The 18,877-nt window shown below is 48.4% G+C and carries 14 protein-coding genes; 6 read left to right on the forward strand and 8 right to left on the reverse strand.

The genetic code is table 11. The features are described 5' to 3' along the window. Positions 1–8: 8 nt before the first annotated feature. From ihfB to gyrA, 7 genes are all read right to left on the reverse strand, one after another. Positions 9–293 carry an integration host factor subunit beta gene (gene ihfB, locus PSI9734_RS03165; RefSeq protein ID WP_173919647.1) on the reverse strand — a complete coding sequence of 95 codons (285 nt, stop codon included), beginning with the start codon at positions 291–293 and terminating at the stop codon, positions 9–11. A 45-nt stretch (positions 294–338) separates the two neighbouring features. After that, a complete protein-coding gene (rpsA, locus tag PSI9734_RS03170; RefSeq protein WP_173919648.1) occupies positions 339–2,021 on the reverse strand; it encodes a 30S ribosomal protein S1 in 1,683 nt (560 codons plus the stop codon). A 109-nt stretch (positions 2,022–2,130) separates the two neighbouring features. Next, complete coding sequence (gene cmk, locus PSI9734_RS03175; protein WP_173919649.1) at positions 2,131–2,835, reverse strand: (d)CMP kinase; 705 nt, start codon at positions 2,833–2,835, stop codon at positions 2,131–2,133. Positions 2,836–2,897: 62 nt separating this feature from the next. Beyond that, on the reverse strand, positions 2,898–4,169 hold the full coding sequence (gene aroA, locus PSI9734_RS03180; RefSeq protein WP_173919650.1) for a 3-phosphoshikimate 1-carboxyvinyltransferase: 1,272 nt from the start codon (positions 4,167–4,169) through the stop codon (positions 2,898–2,900). 7 nt (positions 4,170–4,176) lie between these two features. Then, entirely contained in the window at positions 4,177–5,277 is a 1,101-nt protein-coding gene (gene hisC / locus PSI9734_RS03185; RefSeq protein WP_173919651.1) for a histidinol-phosphate transaminase, read from the reverse strand. 15 nt (positions 5,278–5,292) lie between these two features. Next, the gene (gene serC / locus PSI9734_RS03190; protein ID WP_173919652.1) at positions 5,293–6,381 is read right to left on the reverse strand and encodes a 3-phosphoserine/phosphohydroxythreonine transaminase; all 1,089 of its coding nucleotides are present in this window, start codon (positions 6,379–6,381) and stop codon (positions 5,293–5,295) included. 9 nt (positions 6,382–6,390) lie between these two features. Next, a complete protein-coding gene (gene gyrA, locus PSI9734_RS03195) occupies positions 6,391–9,030 on the reverse strand; it encodes a DNA topoisomerase (ATP-hydrolyzing) subunit A (protein WP_173919653.1) in 2,640 nt (879 codons plus the stop codon). Between the two features lie 182 nt (positions 9,031–9,212). Between gyrA and ubiG the strand changes: the two genes are divergently transcribed. From ubiG to PSI9734_RS03225, 6 genes are all read left to right on the forward strand, one after another. Then, the gene (ubiG, locus tag PSI9734_RS03200) at positions 9,213–9,929 is read left to right on the forward strand and encodes a bifunctional 2-polyprenyl-6-hydroxyphenol methylase/3-demethylubiquinol 3-O-methyltransferase UbiG (protein WP_173919654.1); all 717 of its coding nucleotides are present in this window, start codon (positions 9,213–9,215) and stop codon (positions 9,927–9,929) included. Further along, positions 9,930–10,601: a phosphoglycolate phosphatase gene (gene gph / locus PSI9734_RS03205; protein ID WP_173919655.1), complete on the forward strand. Its 672-nt coding sequence runs from the start codon at positions 9,930–9,932 to the stop codon at positions 10,599–10,601. Between the two features lie 355 nt (positions 10,602–10,956). Then, positions 10,957–13,296: a class 1a ribonucleoside-diphosphate reductase subunit alpha gene (gene nrdA / locus PSI9734_RS03210; protein WP_173919656.1), complete on the forward strand. Its 2,340-nt coding sequence runs from the start codon at positions 10,957–10,959 to the stop codon at positions 13,294–13,296. Between the two features lie 18 nt (positions 13,297–13,314). Further along, the gene (gene nrdB / locus PSI9734_RS03215) at positions 13,315–14,445 is read left to right on the forward strand and encodes a class Ia ribonucleoside-diphosphate reductase subunit beta (RefSeq protein ID WP_173919657.1); all 1,131 of its coding nucleotides are present in this window, start codon (positions 13,315–13,317) and stop codon (positions 14,443–14,445) included. A 5-nt stretch (positions 14,446–14,450) separates the two neighbouring features. After that, on the forward strand, positions 14,451–14,714 hold the full coding sequence (gene yfaE, locus PSI9734_RS03220) for a class I ribonucleotide reductase maintenance protein YfaE (RefSeq protein WP_173919658.1): 264 nt from the start codon (positions 14,451–14,453) through the stop codon (positions 14,712–14,714). Positions 14,715–14,817: 103 nt separating this feature from the next. Then, a complete protein-coding gene (locus PSI9734_RS03225; protein WP_173919659.1) occupies positions 14,818–15,084 on the forward strand; it encodes a GrxA family glutaredoxin in 267 nt (88 codons plus the stop codon). Here the strand turns inward: PSI9734_RS03225 and hrpA are convergent. Continuing rightward, positions 15,081–18,818, reverse strand: a complete 3,738-nt coding sequence (gene hrpA, locus PSI9734_RS03230) for an ATP-dependent RNA helicase HrpA (protein ID WP_173919660.1) — start codon at positions 18,816–18,818, stop codon at positions 15,081–15,083. The genes PSI9734_RS03225 and hrpA overlap by 4 nt on opposite strands. Positions 18,819–18,877: the final 59 nt, after the last annotated feature.

Below are 18,877 nucleotides of genomic sequence, written 5' to 3' on the forward strand. Positions count from 1 at the left end.
ACGCTCCGTTAACTGATATTGTCTACGCGTTCGCGTAATTCCTTACCAGGTTTGAAATGGGGGACATATTTGCCCTCCAGCTCAACCTTTTCACCAGTTTTCGGGTTACGCCCGACGCGCGGTGCTCGATAATGCAGTGAAAAACTACCAAACCCACGAATCTCGATTCGCTCGCCACCAGCAAGTTGCTGGGCCATTTGTTCGATAAGTTCTTTCACCGCATCTTCTACCTGACGCGGAGAAAGCTCGGGATACAAGGTTGCTAACTGTTGAATTAGCTCCGATTTTGTCATCTTAAGCTCCTCTAAATTGCGTCGCTACCGAGCACACTTTAAGTCTTAGTCGTCGTTCTTAGCCGCTTTGAAGGCTTCAGCCATTGCATTAGTGAAGTCAGCGTCGTCTTGCTTGCTGTTGTTGTTCACTGTATCAAGAGCTTCTTTCTCTTCAGCTTCGTCTTTCGCACGAATCGACAGGCTTAGCGTACGGTTTTTACGATCAACGCCCATAAAGCGCGCTTCAACGTCATCACCAGCTTTCAACTCAGTAGTTGCATCTTCGATGCGGTCACGTGAGATATCAGCTACACGGATGTAACCTTCTACGCTATCAGCCAATTCAACTTTAGCACCCTTGGCATCAACTTCGATGATCTTACCAGTAACGATAGCACCTTTTTTGTTCGCCGCCAGATAATTGTTGAACGGGTCTTCTTCTAGTTGCTTGATACCTAGAGAGATACGCTCACGCTCAGCGTCGACTTGTAAGACCACGGCAGTAACTTCTTCGCCTTTCTTGAATTCACGAACGGCTTCTTCACCTGGAGCATTCCAGCTGATGTCAGACAAGTGAACCAAGCCATCAATGCCGCCGTCAAGGCCGATAAAGATACCAAAGTCAGTGATTGACTTGATCTTACCGCTAACTTTCTCGCCTTTGTTGAAGTTCTTCGCGAACTCTTCCCAAGGGTTAGGCTTACATTGTTTAAGGCCAAGTGAGATGCGGCGACGTTCTTCGTCAATTTCAAGTACCACAACTTCAACCACGTCATCCAAGTTAACAACTTTAGATGGGTGAACGTTTTTGTTGGTCCAATCCATTTCAGAAACGTGTACCAAACCTTCAACGCCTTCTTCGATTTCAACGAAGCAACCGTAATCAGTAAGGTTGGTCACACGGCCTTCAAGGCGATGCCCTTCAGGGTAACGTGCTGCGATATCTGACCATGGATCTTCGCCAAGCTGTTTCAGGCCAAGCGATACGCGAGTGCGTTCACGGTCAAACTTCAATACTTTAACGGTGATTTCGTCACCAACGTTCACAACTTCGCTTGGGTGCTTAACGCGCTTCCAAGCCATGTCTGTGATGTGCAATAGACCATCTACGCCGCCCAAATCAACGAACGCGCCGTAATCTGTAAGGTTCTTAACGATACCTTGTACTTCTTGGCCTTCTTGCAAGTTCTCAAGTAATGCATCGCGCTCTGCACTGTTTTCAGTTTCGATAACAGCACGGCGTGAAACCACAACGTTGTTACGTTTTTGGTCAAGCTTGATAACTTTGAACTCAAGATCTTTATTTTCTAGGTGTGCAGTTTCGCGAACTGGACGAACGTCAACCAAAGAACCTGGTAAGAACGCACGTACGCCACCAAGGTCTACTGTGAAACCGCCTTTAACTTTACCGCTAATGATACCGGTAACAGTTTCTTGGTCTTCATAGGCTTTTTCCAGCTGTAACCAAGCTTCATGACGCTTAGCTTTTTCGCGCGACAAGATCGTCTCGCCGAAGCCATCTTCCACTGCGTCAAGGGCTACATCAACTTGATCGCCGATGTTAATTTCAACTTCGCCTTCAGCGTTGCGGAATTGATCGACTGGAATAGCACTTTCAGATTTCAGGCCTGCGTCAACTAAGACAACGTCGCGGTTAATAGCTACAACGGTACCTTTAACGATAGAACCTGGGCGAGTTTCGACCTCTTTTAGGCTTTCTTCAAACAGCTGTGCAAAATTTTCTGACATATGAGTTAACTTACTTCAGTTAAGTACATCCACCAAACTATCCCGTGAGATGGGGTTGTTAGAATCAATCTGCTGGTATCCTTACTGCAGACCCCTAAGTTGGCAACGTTTACGAGGTTGCCTTCTCAGTATTTGTGAGCTTGCCATGGGCAAACATCAAGATTTGATCCACGACTTCGTCAATGCTCAAATCTGTTGAATCTATATATAAAGAACCCTCAGCAGCCTTCAATGGGGCAACCGAGCGATTCATATCGCGTTCGTCCCGTTCTTGGATCTCGGCGATTAATTGGTCAATTTTAGCAGTAAAACCTTTCTCTAGCAATTGTTTGTAGCGGCGTTCAGCGCGTTCTTCGGCGCTCGCTGTTAAAAACACTTTCGCTGCAGCACTAGGAAAAACCACAGTCCCCATATCACGGCCATCGGCAATTAAACCGGGCAGCTCCCGAAACGCCCGCTGGCGTCGTAACAAGGCCTCGCGAACCCGTGGCAAAGCCGCTATTTTTGAGGCCATATTCCCCACGGCTTCCGTGCGAATCGACATAGTGACGTCTTCGCCCTCTAAAATGATATGAGTCAATTCTTTTTGATTTTCCACCTCGAACTTCACGTCGAGGTTGCTGGCTAAGGCCACTAGACTTTCTTCGTCTTCAGGCGCAAAGTCATGATGTAATGCCGCTAATGCCAAAACCCGATAAATTGCGCCGCTATCGAGCAGGTGCCAGCCCAGTTGATCCGCGAGAATACGGCTAACTGTTCCTTTACCAGCCCCACCGGGACCATCTATGGTTATCACTGGAATCAAATCGGTCATAACATCCCCTACCAACTAAAAGCGCCGCAATTATACGGATCTGGCAGAAAATTGCACGTTTATTAGGTAAGCCGTTGTAATTCACTGAAGTAATTTGGGTAGGTTTTCGCACAACAATCCGGGTCTTCAATCGTCACGCCCACATCTGAAAAGCCCAGTAAAGAAAAACACATGGCCATGCGATGGTCGTCATAAGTGGCTATTTGCGCCGCTTTAAGCTGCTCTGGTGGGTCAATGATCAGGTAATCTTCACCCTCTTCGACCACCGCGCCAGATTTTCGCAGTTCTGTCGCCATGGCGTGTAATCGATCGGTTTCTTTAATGCGCCAATTGGCAACGTTACGAATCGCCGTTCGGCCTTTCGCAAATAATGCCAAGGTTGCAAATGTCATAGCTGCGTCGGGAATGGCATTGAAATCGGCGTCTATACCATGCAACTGTCCACCCTGCACGTCAATATACTCGTCATGCACTGTTACCTTACCGCCCATTTGCTGTAAATAAGCAATAAAGCCGATATCGCCTTGAATACTCTTACCGCCAACGCCTTCAATACGCAGCGGGCCACCGCCTAACACACCCGCAGCGAGCCAATAGCTGGCGGCACTTGCATCACCCTCAACCCAGTACTCACCAGGCGACTGATACTGTTGCTGGCCTTCGATATGAAATTCTTGCTGACTTACCTGGATAATTTTAATACCGAAATCACGCAACATGGTGAGCGTCAGTTCGATATAGGGCCAAGACACCACGTCGCCCGTGAGCACTAAACGGCTTGCTTGGGGTGCCAAGGGCAGCGCCATCAACAACGCCGATATGTACTGGCTTGACGCACTCCCACTGACATGAATTGTGCCGCCTTGCAGGCGCTGTGAAATTAATAAAGGCGGGTAGCCAAGAGCATTTTGATAGGAAATGTCAGCCCCGCCTTCGTCGAGGGCGTCCACCAAGTCAGCGATCGGCCGCTCTTGCATGCGCGCGTCACCGGTTAGCAGTACAGGGGCAGCAAGGGTCGCCGCCAATACCGCTGTTAATGGACGCATGGCGGTACCTGCATTGCCAAGGTAGAGTGAGGCCGGCTGCAACGGCCATTGCCCGCCACAACCTACCACAGTAACCTGTGTGGTTGTCGACTCACAGACCTTAACCCCCAACGCTGCCAATGCTTCCAACATTCGTTCGGTATCGTCACTACGCAGCAGATGCTTAATCTCAGTGGGTTCATGAGCGAGTGCCGCCATCAGTAGCGCCCGATTGGCAATGCTCTTCGAACCAGGTAAATCAACCGAGCCGCGGCAACGCTGCAAGCCTTTTAAGGTTAAGGTTTTCACTGTCAGCTTACGCGCCCAGTAGCTTCTTCATCGCTTGGATAAAGGCTGCATTTTCTTCTGGCAGGCCAATGCTCACCCGCAGGTGATGCGGTAGCTCATAGCCGGCAACGGGCCGAACAATAACACCCTCGTGCAATAACTGTTGATACAACTGACCAGCATTTTCACCCACTTCAATAGTGAGAAAGTTACCGTGAGATGGGATATAAGCAAGCCGAGCTTCATCGCAAAATGCAATCAACTGCTCCATGCCCGCAGCATTTACGGCGACTGACTGCTGTAAATAGTCATCGTCATCCAACGCAACTTCGGCCGCGCGAAGGCTTAAACTATTCATATTGAACGGCTGCCGCGCACGGTTCATTAAATCGGCTATTTCCGGTTGCGATACCGCATAGCCAGCTCGTAACCCAGCTAGGCCATAAGCCTTCGAGAAGGTACGTGTGACAATCAAATTTGGATAGCTAGCCACCCACTCGAACGATGGTGCCCGTTCGTTTTCCGCGACGTATTCAGAGTAGGCCTCATCGAGCACCACCAACACATGCTCAGGTACCTGTTCAATAAACCGCTGTAACTGCTCAGTCGTTAAAAAGGTTCCCGTCGGGTTATTTGGGTTGGCGATAAAGATCATTCGCGTGTTCGCGGTAATCGCTGCCAACATAGCCGTTAAGTCATGCCCATACTCGTGCGCAGGTACCGCAACCCCTTTTGCACCAATCGCTTGCGTTACCAATGGGTAAACAACAAAGGCGTGCTGCGAGAATATGACTTCATGCTCGGCACTAACAAAAGTACGCGCCAGTAATTCCAACACGTCGTTAGAACCATTGCCGAGTGTAATTTGATCGGCTTTCAAGGCGAATTTTTTCGCTAGCTTTGATTTTAAATAAAAGCCGTTTGCGTCGGGGTAGCGTGATAAGCCACTTAACGTTTCTTGCAATGCAGTACGCACCTCAGAGCTTAACCCCAGCGGGTTTTCATTCGAGGCAAGCTTCACGATACCAGTGATACCGAGCTCGCGTTCAAGCTCTTCAATCGGTTTTCCTGCTTGGTACGGCTGCAGATTACGTACGCCTTCATTGGCTAATAGTTTTGCATCAAACATAATTTAGATTCTTTTTTAGGTGTGTTTTTGCTCAAATTCACGCATGAAGTCCACCAGCGCAACAACACCTTCAAGTGGCATTGCGTTGTAGATACTTGCGCGCATTCCGCCGACAAATCGATGGCCTTTCAAACCTAACAAGCCTTGTTGTTCAGCTGCCGCGAGGAAGGCATCATCGCGGGTTGCATCGGCGAGTAAAAAGGGTACGTTCATTTTTGAGCGATAGTCAGGGTGAACTGGGTTTCGATAGTAGTCTGAACTGTCAATATAGTTATACAGCAAGTCTGCCTTGCGCTGATTTTTTTGTCCCATCGCGGCAACACCGCCTTGTTCTTGTAACCATTCAAACACTAGGCCGGAAAGGTACCAAGCCCAAGTATTGGGTGTATTATACATCGACCTTTCTTTAGCTTGGACGGTGTAATCCATAATCGTTGAAGTGTTCGCTTGCGCGCGACCAAGCAAGTCGTCTCTTACAATCGCGATAGCAAAACCCGAAGGCCCGATATTCTTTTGAGCACCCGCATACAAAACACCGAATTTTTCAACCGCCAAGGGTTCAGACAAAATCGATGATGACATGTCGGCGACCAAAGGTGCACTTGGGTGCTGAGGGATCTGATGGAGCGCGACACCGTCAACTGTTTCATTTGGGCAGTAATGGAAATAAGCGGCATTGGGGCTTAAAGCCCAGGTTTCGGTCGGTGCAATTGCGCGGCCTTTGGCGGTATCAATAGCGCCGCCCACTACATTTACCTTCGCAACGAACTTGCCGGCCTCACGAATCGCAAACTCAGACCACACCCCAGTATCAAGGTAATCTACGGTGTCATTTGCGGCAGCAATATTCTGCGGTACCGCAGTAAATTGGCCGCGACCACCGCCATGCATAAACAGAACTTGATAGTTCTCGGGGATTGCCATGAGTGCCCGCAGGTCCTGTTCGGCTTTTTGCGCCATTTGTACAAAGGCTGGATCTCGGTGACTGATTTCCATCACCGAGATGCCACTGCCCCGCCAACTTCTTAACTCTTCTTGTGCGCGTTCTAACACCGCACGCGGCAACATCGCTGGACCAGCAGAAAAATTATACGGGGCTGTCATTGTACTTAATTACTCCTCGTTACTGTCATCCACTGCATTATCTGTGGCATCACTATCTACGTCAGTGTTCTCAGTTGAATCCAGTGCTTCACCTTCGAGCTCTTCGTCTTCATCAAGCTCATCGATGCGCTGCATTCCTACAACTTTTTCATCGTCACCGGTACGTATCAAGCGAACGCCCTGAGTATTACGACCGACAATCGACACTTCGCTAACACGGGTACGAACCAAGGTACCCTTGTTGCTAATAAGCATGATTTGGTTGGTATCGACCACTTCCATGGCACCGACGACAGTACCGTTTCGCTCGCTCACTTTAATCGAGACCACACCTTTAGTAGCACGACTTTTCGCTGGGTAATCCGTAATCGGTGTACGTTTACCAAAGCCATTCTCGGTCACGGTCAGAATCGTCGGTACTTCCTCTTCAATCGTACGTGGCACAATTAATGACACGACACGTTGTTCAGGCTCCAAACGAATACCGCGTACCCCAGTGGCCGTACGACCCATGGAGCGTACTTGGTCTTCACTGAAGCGCACGACTTTACCGGCGTCTGAGAACAACATCACTTCATCACCCGCCGAGGTCATATCAACACCAATCAGTTCATCACCTTCGACCAGATTCAGTGCAATAATGCCGCCGTTACGTGGACGTGAGTAATCAACCATAGGCGTTTTCTTAACGGTACCTTTCTTCGTGGCCATCAAGATAAACTTATCGTCTGGGTAGTCACGCGTCGGTAGAATCGCAGTAATACGCTCATCAGCTTCGAGCGGTAATAAATTCACAATAGGTCGACCACGTGAAGCTCGGCTTGCCAATGGCAACTGATACACTTTCATCCAGTAAATACGGCCACGCGTTGAGAAGCACAGAATCGTGTCATGAGTGTTGGCCACCCAAAGTCGCTCGATAAAGTCTTCATCTTTCATTTTCGTTGCTGCTTTACCCTTACCACCGCGTCGCTGAGCTTCGTACTCGGTTAACGGTTGATACTTCACATAGCCATGATGTGACAAGGTAACGACAACATCTTCCTCGTTAATCAAGTCTTCCATGGAGATATCATGGGCAGCAGCAGTAATTTCAGTGCGACGTACATCGCCGTAATCTGCTTTTATCTTCTCTAATTCTTCACGAATCACTTCCATGAGTCGTTCTGAGCTATTCAGAATGAACAGTAATTCTTCAATTTGGCTCAGCAAGTTTTTGTATTCTTCGAGAATTTTCTCGTGCTCAAGACCGGTTAACTTATGTAACCGCAGGTCGAGAATTGCTTGCGCTTGCTCTTCCGTAAGATGGTATTGATCATCACGGATACCATACTCGGGCGCTAAGTGATCCGGGCGTGCAGCATCAACACCGGCGCGTTCCAGCATGTGTGCGACATCACCTAACACCCACGAACGACCGACTAAGCCAGCTTTAGCTTCAGCAGCTGTCTGCGAGCGACGGATCAGCTCGATAACATCGTCAATGTTGGCAAGTGCAATCGCCAAACCTTCTAAGATGTGAGCCCGCTCGCGTGCTTTGCGTAGCTCATAAACAGAGCGACGGGTCACCACCTCACGGCGGTGCAAGATAAAGCAATCAAGCATGTCGCGAAGGTTAAATAAACGCGGCTGGTTCTTATCAAGGGCAACCATATTAATACCGAACACCACTTGCATTTGGGTGTTGGCATATAAATGGTTAAGCACAACTTCGCCGACTTCTCCACGCTTCAGTTCAATCACAATACGCATGCCGTCTTTATCAGACTCATCACGTAGACCACTGATACCCTCTAGGCGTTTTTCTTTAACTAGCTCAGCGATTTTCTCAATCAGCTTAGCTTTATTCACCTGGTATGGAATTTCGGTCACGATAATGGCTTCACGGCCATTTGCGCTGGTTTCGATTTCTGCTGTGGCACGCAAGTGAATGCGGCCACGCCCCGTGCGGTAGGCTTCGACAATACCGGCGCGGCCGGAAATAGAGGCTGCAGTTGGGAAGTCAGGCCCCGGGATATATTCCATCAGTTCGTCGGTGGTAATGTCTGGCTGGTCGATCATTGCCAAACACCCATCGATAACTTCGCTGAGGTTGTGCGGAGGAATGTTGGTTGCCATACCTACTGCGATACCTGAGGAGCCATTAACCAAAAGGTTCGGCACCCGCGTGGGTAACACGTCAGGAATATGCTCCGTACCATCGTAGTTCGGTACGAAGTCCACGGTTTCTTTATCTAAGTCAGACAGCAATTCGCTAGCAATTTTTGCCATCCGAATTTCGGTATAACGCATGGCTGCCGCCGAATCACCATCGACGGAACCGAAGTTACCCTGACCATCTACCAACATGTAGCGCAATGAAAACGGTTGCGCCATACGTACTATCGTATCGTACACCGCACTGTCACCATGGGGGTGATACTTACCGATCACGTCACCGACGATACGGGCAGATTTTTTATAAGGCTTGTTGAAATCATTGCGCAGTTCGTTCATCGCAAACAACACGCGGCGGTGAACTGGCTTTAAGCCATCGCGCACATCTGGTAGCGCGCGGCCAACAATGACGCTCATTGCATAATCGAGGTAGGAACTTTTTAGTTCGTCTTCGATATTGACCGGAACGACTTCTCTGGCGAGATCACTCATAGTTATATCCCTAAATGCTCAATCTTTCTTATAATTGTCTTAGTAGCAGCATTGTACCCTTAGCGCTGCACTCTCGCATCCTTTTTCCGACGCTTTTTCTGCGCCCTATACTATACCCCGACTTTTTTTAATTCGAGAGCTCCAGTACACTGTACCGAGTTTTTCAACGAAGCAGAAGTACTATGCAACAAACTACAAATGTTGATCCGAAAGAAATTGAAAAATTTGCGGCGTTAGCCTCTCGTTGGTGGGATCCTGAAGGTGAATTTAAACCGTTACACCAAATAAACCCGCTGCGCGTCGATTTTATTCAACGGCAATGCGACGGTGTATTCGGTAAAAAGGTGTTAGACATTGGTTGTGGTGGCGGCCTTGTCACTGAGGCCTTGGCTCGCGATGGGGCTAATGTCACCGGCATAGACCTTGCTGAACAATCCTTGCAAGTGGCCAAGCTCCACGCCTTGGAAAGTAAGTTAACCATCGATTATCAATGCGTTGCTGCCGAAGACTTCGCGGAGCAACACGCCGCTAGCTTTGATGTGGTGACCTGCCTAGAAATGCTCGAACATGTTCCCGACCCTGCGAGTATCATCCGAGCCGCATGCCAACTTGTGAAACCAGGCGGTACCTTGGTCGTTTCAACGTTGAACCGCAATCTGAAGTCATGGTTGTTAGGCATTGTTGCGGCTGAATATATTTTACGTTGGGTGCCTAAGGGAACCCATGAACACGGTAAGTTCATCCAGCCAGCGGAATTATTAAAGGTTACAGATGAAATGGGTGTGCATGCGAAGGCCATGACCGGTATTCACTACTTACCTTGGAAAGGCTTTTACCTTGATGCCACTAATGTCGACGTGAATTACATCGTCGCTCTGAACAAACAAGGTTCGCAATAGATGACAACCGCATTAGAAGCCATTCTTTTTGATCTCGACGGTACGCTGCTCGACACGGCTGCAGACATGGGCTCGGCGTTAAATCGCGTACTTGCTGACGAAGGGCGGGCGCCATTGGGCCGCGAAGTTGCCGAGGCTCTTGCGTCTCATGGCTCGCGAGGTTTACTCGAGCATGCCTACGGTGCTGAGTTTCACGATCGAAAGGCGGAGTTGCGAGCTGCTTTTCTGCGTCATTACGCCGACGCGATTGCTGTTGAAACAAAACTTTACCCGGGCGTTGCCGAGCTGCTTCAAGCCCTAAAAAGCGCCGGACTTGCAGTTGCTATTGTCACCAATAAGCCGCACGCCCTCACCGAACAACTTATTCCCTACTATCCTGAGCTTGCGGCGATTGATATCCGCGTCAGCGGCGACACCCTCGCCGTCGCCAAACCTCACCCTGAGCCAATATTGCACGCAGCGAAAGCACTAGGTGTTGCGGCCGACGCTTGTTGGTACGTTGGTGATGCTGAACGCGATATCATGGCTGGCCGCGCCGCGGGCATGCGAACCATACTTGCGCGTTACGGTTACATTGGCCCAAGTGAGACCCCCGAAAGCTGGCAAGCAAACCACCATATCGATCAACCATTAGACCTTCTAAAATTAGTGCAAAACACAACATTTAGTTAGATTCTAAAAAGATCGCCCTAGATATTGTGGAGCCTTTGTAAATCAAGGCTTAGATTTTTGCTCTATTATGCAACGGATTTAAAGACCAAAATGTTATTTAGAATAATCATTTTTTTGCTTGCTTTTCCTAAACCGCTAGAACGACAAGAGTTTTAGCTGAACACCGATAAATCTAGTCAAAAACTCCTCGGTGTTTTAACAAAATCGCGCTTGATCCCGTAGCAATAACTGCTAGCATACCTTAAATCATTCCAACCCAAGATATTGTGTGAATTTCGCACAGAATGCCTGTTCGATGTCCATATCTTGTGGTTTACAATTAAAAACATAACGACAAAATTGGTGGGTGCGCCGCATGAATCAAAAGCTTTTTGTTACCAAGCGTAGTGGTGAACGGGAACCGTTGGATCTAGACAAGATTCACCGCGTTATCAGTTGGGCCGCAGAAGGGCTAAATAATGTCTCGGTCTCAGAAGTTGAAATCAAGTCTCGAATTCAATTCTATGACGGTATTAAAACTGAAGATATCCATGAGACCATTATCAAAGCAGCGGCCGATCTCATCTCTGAAGACGCGCCAGACTATCAATACCTTGCTGCCCGCCTGGCCATTTTTCACCTACGCAAGTTAGCCTATGGGCAATTTGAGCCGCCCCATTTATACGACCAAGTCTCGATGATGGTGGAAACGGGTCGTTACGATAAACACCTACTCTCTGATTACAGTAAAGAAGAGTTTGAGCAAATGAATGACTTTATTGATCATTCTCGCGATCTCAACTTCTCTTACGCGGCCGTTAAGCAGCTCGAAGGTAAGTACTTGGTACAAAACCGAGTCACCGGTGACATCTACGAAAGCGCACAGTTTCTTTACTTACTCGTTGCGGCATGCTTGTTTGCGAACTACCCAAAAGACACTCGCTTAAGCTATGTGAAGCGTTTTTATGATGCGACGTCGTTATTCAAAGTATCGTTGCCAACGCCAATTATGTCGGGCGTACGTACGCCGACGCGCCAGTTCAGCTCGTGTGTATTAATTGAAGCCGGCGACAGCCTTGATTCTATTAACGCGACCGCCAGTGCGATCGTTAAATATGTATCGCAGCGTGCGGGTATCGGTATTAACGCTGGGCGAATTCGTGCCTTGGGTAGTCCGATTCGCGGCGGTGAAGCTTTCCACACAGGCTGTATTCCGTTCTACAAATATTTCCAAACAGCAGTAAAAAGCTGTTCTCAAGGCGGTGTTCGTGGTGGTGCAGCCACCCTCTTCTATCCATTATGGCATTTAGAAGTCGAGAGCCTGTTGGTGTTGAAGAACAACCGCGGCGTGGAAGAAAACCGCGTGCGGCATCTAGATTACGGTGTGCAATTCAACCGCTTAATGTATCAACGCCTCGTCAAAGACGATTACATCACCTTGTTCAGCCCCTCAGATACCCCTGGGCTTTACGATGCGTTCTTTGCCGATCAAGCTGAATTCGAGCGTCTCTACGTGCAGTACGAGAATGACGACTCGATTCGTAAAAAGCGGATTAAAGCACTTGAGCTCTTTGGTTTGTTTATGCAGGAACGCGCCAGTACTGGTCGTATTTATCTGCAAAACGTTGACCATTGCAATACCCACAGCCCATTTAACCCTGAGTTTGCCCCGATCCGTCAGAGCAACCTGTGCTTGGAAATTGCCCTACCTACCAAGCCCTTGGCTCATGTGAACGACGAGGAAGGTGAAATCGCACTCTGTACCCTATCGGCGTTCAACTTAGGGGCCATTAAATCGTTGGACGAGCTTGAAGAGATGTCTGATCTTGCAGTACGTGCACTCGACAGCTTGCTAGATTACCAAGAATACCCAGTGCCAGCAGCACACAACGCAACCATGGGTCGCCGTACCTTAGGTATCGGTGTGATCAACTTGGCCTACTACCTGGCGAAGAACGGCGTGCGTTATTCTGATGGTTCAGCAAACGGTTTAGTCCACCGGACCTTTGAAGCAATTCAATACTATTTGATGAAAGCTTCAGTGAACCTTGCCAAAGAAATGGGTGCGTGTCCGAAGTTTAACGAGACCACCTATTCACAAGGTATTATGCCGATCGATACCTACAAAAAAGACTTAGATGCGGTGTGTACCGAGCAGTTGCAACTTGATTGGGACCAATTGCGCGAAGACGTTAAAAAGTACGGTATGCGTAACTCTACGCTGTCGGCCCTAATGCCTTCAGAAACATCTTCGCAGATCTCCAATGCCACCAATGGTATTGAACCACCGCGCGGCCATATCAGTATTAAAGCGTCAAAAGATGGTGTGACCAAGCAGGTCGTTCCAGACTATGAAAACTTAAAAGACGCCTATGAGTTGTTATGGACGATTCCAAATAACAAAGGCTATCTCGAACTGGTCGGTATCATGCAAAAGTTCGTTGACCAAACGATATCTGCGAATACCAACTACGACCCAAGTAAGTTCGAAGGCGGCAAGGTTTCAATGAAGCAGTTGCTACAAGACCTACTCTATGCGTACAAACTCGGAGTTAAAACCTTGTACTACCACAACACTCGTGACGGAGCCTCAGATAACCAGGTTAACCTGCGCGACAAAGTGGATGCCAAGCAACGTGAACAAGAAAATCAGCAAGCGACAGTCGACGTCACTGAAGAAGATGACGATTGTGCCGGCGGTGCATGTAAAATTTAATAATAAGGCGCTAACTTAATGAGTTATTCAACGTTTAATCAGAACCAAATTAACCCGTTACAAGAGCCGATGTTCTTTGGCAACTCGGTTAACGTGGCGCGTTATGATCAGCAAAAACATAATGTTTTTGAAAAGCTTATCGAAAAACAAATCAGCTTCTTTTGGCGTCCAGAAGAAGTTGATGTGAGCCGCGATCGAGTTGACTTTCAGAACCTCACCGATAGCGAAAAGCACATCTTTATTTCGAACTTGAAATATCAAACATTGCTTGATTCGGTGCAGGGTCGTAGCCCTAATATCGCGTTATTGCCGATCGTTTCTATTCCTGAGCTGGAAACATGGATTGAAACATGGTCATTCTTTGAAACCATTCATTCGCGCTCATACACGCACATTTTGCGTAACCTTTTTACCGATCCAAGCCAAGTATTCGAAGATATCGTCATCAACAAAGAAATCAAAAAGCGCGCCGTTGATATTTCTAAATACTACGATGACCTAATTTTCTATACCCAACTGTGGCAAACCCACGGTGAAGGCGATATCGAAGTTGACGGCGAAGTTCACCACGTAACCATGCGTGAACTAAAGAAAAAATTGTTCTTGTGCATTAACTCGGTCAACGCACTTGAAGCAATACGTTTTTATGTCAGCTTTGCCTGCACCTTTGCCTTTGCCGAACGCGACCTGATGGAAGGTAACTCGAAAATCATACGCCTGATTGCGCGTGACGAAAACTTACACTTGGTGTCGACACAGAATATTCTTAATCTTTGGCAATACGGTCAAGACGACCCGGAAATGAAAGAAATTGCTGAAGAGTTACGTGATGAAGCCTTAGCAATTTTCATGAAAGCTGTTGAGCAGGAAAAAGAATGGGCACATTACCTATTCCGCCACGGTTCAATGATTGGCCTGAACGAAGAGATCTTGTGTCAGTATGTGGAATACATCGCGAATATGCGGATGGAAGCCATCGGCTTCGATGCACCGTTTAAACAGCGTAACAACCCACTCCCTTGGATGAACAAATACTTAGTTTCAGACAACGTTCAAGTGGCACCGCAAGAAGCTGAAATTACGTCTTATCTCGTTGGCCAAATTGATAGCTCGGTAAGCGCCTCCGATTTAGGGGACTTTGAGCTGTAATCACCATGAGCGATTGCTTTAAAGTTTGTGTAAACGGTCAGCATGAGCTGACCGTTGATCCTTCCGAAGGGAGCTCACTCCTAGAAGCCATGGAGCAAGCTGGTATTGAAACTCGGTATCATTGCCGTGATGGCTTTTGCGGAGCATGCCGTACGCAGATCAAAAGTGGCACCGTTGACTATATTAATGAACCGTTAGCGATCGTTCGTCCGGGTGATTGCCTTGCGTGCTGTTGCGTGCCCTCCTCCGATTTAGAAATTGATCACTAATCGATTAAGCCGATAGCCACAATTGATCAAGATCATTGGCCTTCAATGCTCAAATCAGGCAGACTATACGCAATTAATACGCACCAAATATGTGGGAGAAACTATGTTTACCGTAATTTTTGGACGCCCTGGCTGTCCTTTTTGTGTTCGCGCCAAACAAATCGCTGAGAAACTTACCGAAGATCGTGACGATTTCGAATTTCGTTATATCGACATGCACGAAGAAGGTATCAGTAAGGCCGATTTAGAAAAGACTGTCGGCGCTCCAGTGCAAACAGTTCCGCAGATCTTTATCGATGAAAAGCACATCGGCGGCTGCACCGAATTTGAAGCTTACGCCCGCGAAAACCTAGATCTGTACGCGGCCTAAGCTGTGACATTTGCTAGCGCTTGCTGAACCCGCTTTTCCGAAATTGGATAGCGGGTTCCTAGTTGCTGAGCGAAGAAACTTACCCTTAACTCTTCCAACATCCAGCGAATTTCAACCACCTCAGCTGGCAGCGCCTGCCCTTTCGGCCATTTCATTTTCAGCTCTGCATACTTGCTGGCAAGTTTTTGCAAAACTAAAAGATGTAATCGATCACGATTAGGATCAACCGGAAGTTTTTCCATGCGGCGCTGAATCGCCTTTAGATAACGCTCGATATCAGCGAGTCGATCAGCCCCCGCAGCACTGACAAAGCCTGGGTGCACCAGCTCATCAAGTTGCTGTTTGATATCTGCATGAGCTTGTATTTGATCTAAAGCAACGGACCCCTTCAACTGCTTACGAATTTTTTGACTAGCCATCAAGCAAGGCTCTACCTGACGTGCAATCTCGGTCACACGTTGGTTCAGCTCGCCCCTTGCCCGCTCGACGACCGCACGAAAAGTTTGCTCATCGCGGATCGGCTGCGCTGCGACAAACTCATCGATCGCAGCCACAATACAATCGTTGATCAGCGCATCAACCTTACCCCAAGGGTTATAGTACATTGCCAGCTTTGCCTTATTTGACAAACTTTGCTGTAAATAACGCACCGGCGACGGTAACTGTAATTGCAATAATTTTCGTAAGCCAAGTCGATGGGCATAAGCCGCTTGTTCCGGCTTATCAAATAAAGTCTCTCGCACGCCTTCTGCAGTCACTTCAAGGGCTGGATAGGCTTTCACTGCATAGCCACGCTGTTGGCGTTCTTTAAGTTCCGGCATCTGGCCAAACTGCCAATCAGTCACTGAGGTATTCACTGGCTCTTCCGCGACCGCTTCGCGTAAAGCATGCTGAACTTTACCTTGTAACTGCTGCTGCAGTTCGGTTAAGTCGCGACCGTCAGCGATACATTGGCCTTTATCACCTTCTACTACGAAACGCATCCGCAGATGACGCGGCAACTGCTCACTGTCCCATGCATCAGGCGGAATAGTGACCCCTGACATGCGCTTCAACTTCGCACTCAGCACCTCTAATAACGGCTGTTGTTGCAGCGCCGCAGGATCTTTGTCCTCGGCACACGCCTGCATAAATGCTTGAGCGTAATTGGGCGCAGGTACAAAATGACGACGATAGCTTTTAGGTAGTGATTTTATCCAATGGATAACGAGTTGTTCCCGTAACGCAGGAATTTGCCAATCGAAGCCATCCGGCGTTAATTGATTCACCAAGGTAATCGGAATATGTACAGCAACACCATCGCTGGCATCGTTAGGCTCAAAGTGATAACTCAGAGGTAAGCTCAAATCGCCTTGCTGCCACTGATCTGGGTAATCGAGCTCAGTGACATGGTTGGCATCCTGCGCCATCAAGTCGGCACGTTCAAAATGTAATAGTCGCGGTTGTTGCTGCGCTGATTTATGCCACCAACCCGCGAGCAATTGCTCGTTATAAATAGCTGCCGGTATTTGTGCGTCATAAGCACTAAACAGCGCTTCATCATCGACCAAAATATCACGCCGGCGCGACTTGTCCTCTAGCTCTCGAATAGATTCAATTAGGTCTCGGTTATGACGAATAAACGGCAACTGGCGCTTTAGTTGTCCGCCGACGAGTCCTTCTCGAATAAAAATCTCTCTGGCCGCGCTTGGGTCGACCGGACCATATTGTACCCGCCGCCGCGGAACAATAATCAAGCCATAGAGCGTCACTTGCTCATCGGCGACCACAGACCCGGACTTTTTACTGAAGTGCGGCTCGAAATAATTACGCTTCACCAAATGCTCAGCTGCGGGTTCAATCCATTCAGGCTCAATACGCGCATTCACTCGTGCGAAAAGTCGGCTAGTTTCTACCAACTCGGCGGCCATGAGCCACTTTGGCGGCTTTTTGAATAGCCCCGAGCCTGGAAATACAAAGAACTTACGATTACGTGCACCTAGAAACTCATGCCCTTCTTGTTTATTGCCAAGCTGTGATAAAAGCCCGGTAAGCAACGCGCGATGAACGGCTTCGAAACTGGCCTGTTCCTGATTTATTTTATACCCTTGCCCGCGAACTGTTTGCCTAATTTGGCTGTAGACATCTTGCCATTCACGCACTCTTAAAAAGTGAATAAACTCTTTTTTCAGTTGCTTCCTAAATTGATTTTTGGATAACTCTGATTGTTGCTGCTGCAAATAATTCCACAGGTTAAGGTAGCCATTAAAATCGGAGTCTTTATCATGAAAGCGCTGATGTAATTCGTCTGCTTTTTGCCGCGCTTCCTGTGGTCTTTCGCGTGGGTCTTGAATGCTTAAAGCAGCGGTGATAACCATCACCTCTTGCATGCATCCAAACTGATTTGCAGCTAAAACCATACGGCCCAAGCGCGGATCGATAGGTAATTGCGCCAGCTGCCGACCAAGAGCAGTTAATTGAGGCCCTTGCGCTTGGCCACGCCGCCGTTTACCACGACCAAGCTTAAGCGCGTGCAACTCTTGCAACAGGTTCATGCCGTCTTTTATGAAGCGTTCATCAGGCCGATCAATGAAAGGGAATTTCCTGATATCACCGAGTTTTGCTGCTGTCATCTGCAAAATAACGGCAGCGAGATTAGTTCGCAGAATTTCCGGCTCGGTGTACTCTGGACGCTGGGCAAAATCTTCTTCGCTGTAGAGTCGAATACAAATTCCCGGTGCCACACGGCCACAACGACCTTGCCGTTGATTGGCGCTGGCCTGGGAGATTTTTTCAATCGGTAAACGTTGAACCTTAGTGCGGTAGCTGTAGCGACTTATGCGGGCAGTACCTGGATCAATTACATAGCGAATGCCTGGCACGGTTAATGAGGTTTCTGCCACGTTAGTGGCGATCACGATGCGCCGTTGCTGATGCGATTGAAACACGCGGTTCTGTTCACTTGCCGAAAGGCGTGCGAATAAGGGTAGAATTTCAGTATCAGGTAAGTCTAATTCAGCGATGGCCTCAGCGAAATCTCTGATCTCGCGCTCGCCCGAACCGAAAATCAAAATATCGCCACTGGCTTCACGATACAGCTCGGTAACCGCGTCACACACACCTTGTACAACATCACCGCTGTCGTCGTCGCCTTCTAAGGGGCGATAGCGGGTCTCGACCGGATAGGTACGGCCGCTCACGGAAATCACCGGTGCGTTATCAAAGTGATTGGCAAAGCGTTCGGTTTCAATAGTGGCAGAGGTGATCACCAGTTTTAAATCAGGTCGCTTTGGCAATAGCTTGGCCAGCACACCAAGAATGAAATCAATATTCAAGCTACGCTCATGCGCTTCGTCAATAATGAGCGCATCGTACTGACGTAGCATGCGATCATTTTGCAGCTCGGCCAGTAGCATACCGTCGGTCACTAATTTCACGGCGGTGCCGGGCGCGGTTTGATCCTGAAAGCGCACTTTAAAGCCCACAGTGGTGCCAAGTGGCGTTTTCAGCTCATCGGCAATGCGTTGAGCAACACTCCGTGCAGCAAGGCGGCGTGGTTGTGTATGACCAATCAGCGTGCCCTTTTCAGCACGGCCATAGCCCATTTCTAGCAACATTTTGGGCAATTGGGTGGTTTTTCCCGAGCCAGTTTCGCCCGCCACGATCACCACTTGATGATCCTGTATGGCCTGTTGAATTTCAGTTTTGGCTTGTACGACCGGTAGGTCGCCGGGAAAATGAATGGGTGTCTGCACTACCTAACCTGCTTTTACTTCAGCGGAAAGGCTTGAGTTTATCAGTGTCACGCCAGCTT

It is taken from the genome of Pseudidiomarina piscicola (assembly GCF_902806985.1).
In the GTDB taxonomy this organism is placed as follows: Bacteria; Pseudomonadota; Gammaproteobacteria; order Enterobacterales; family Alteromonadaceae; genus Pseudidiomarina; species Pseudidiomarina piscicola.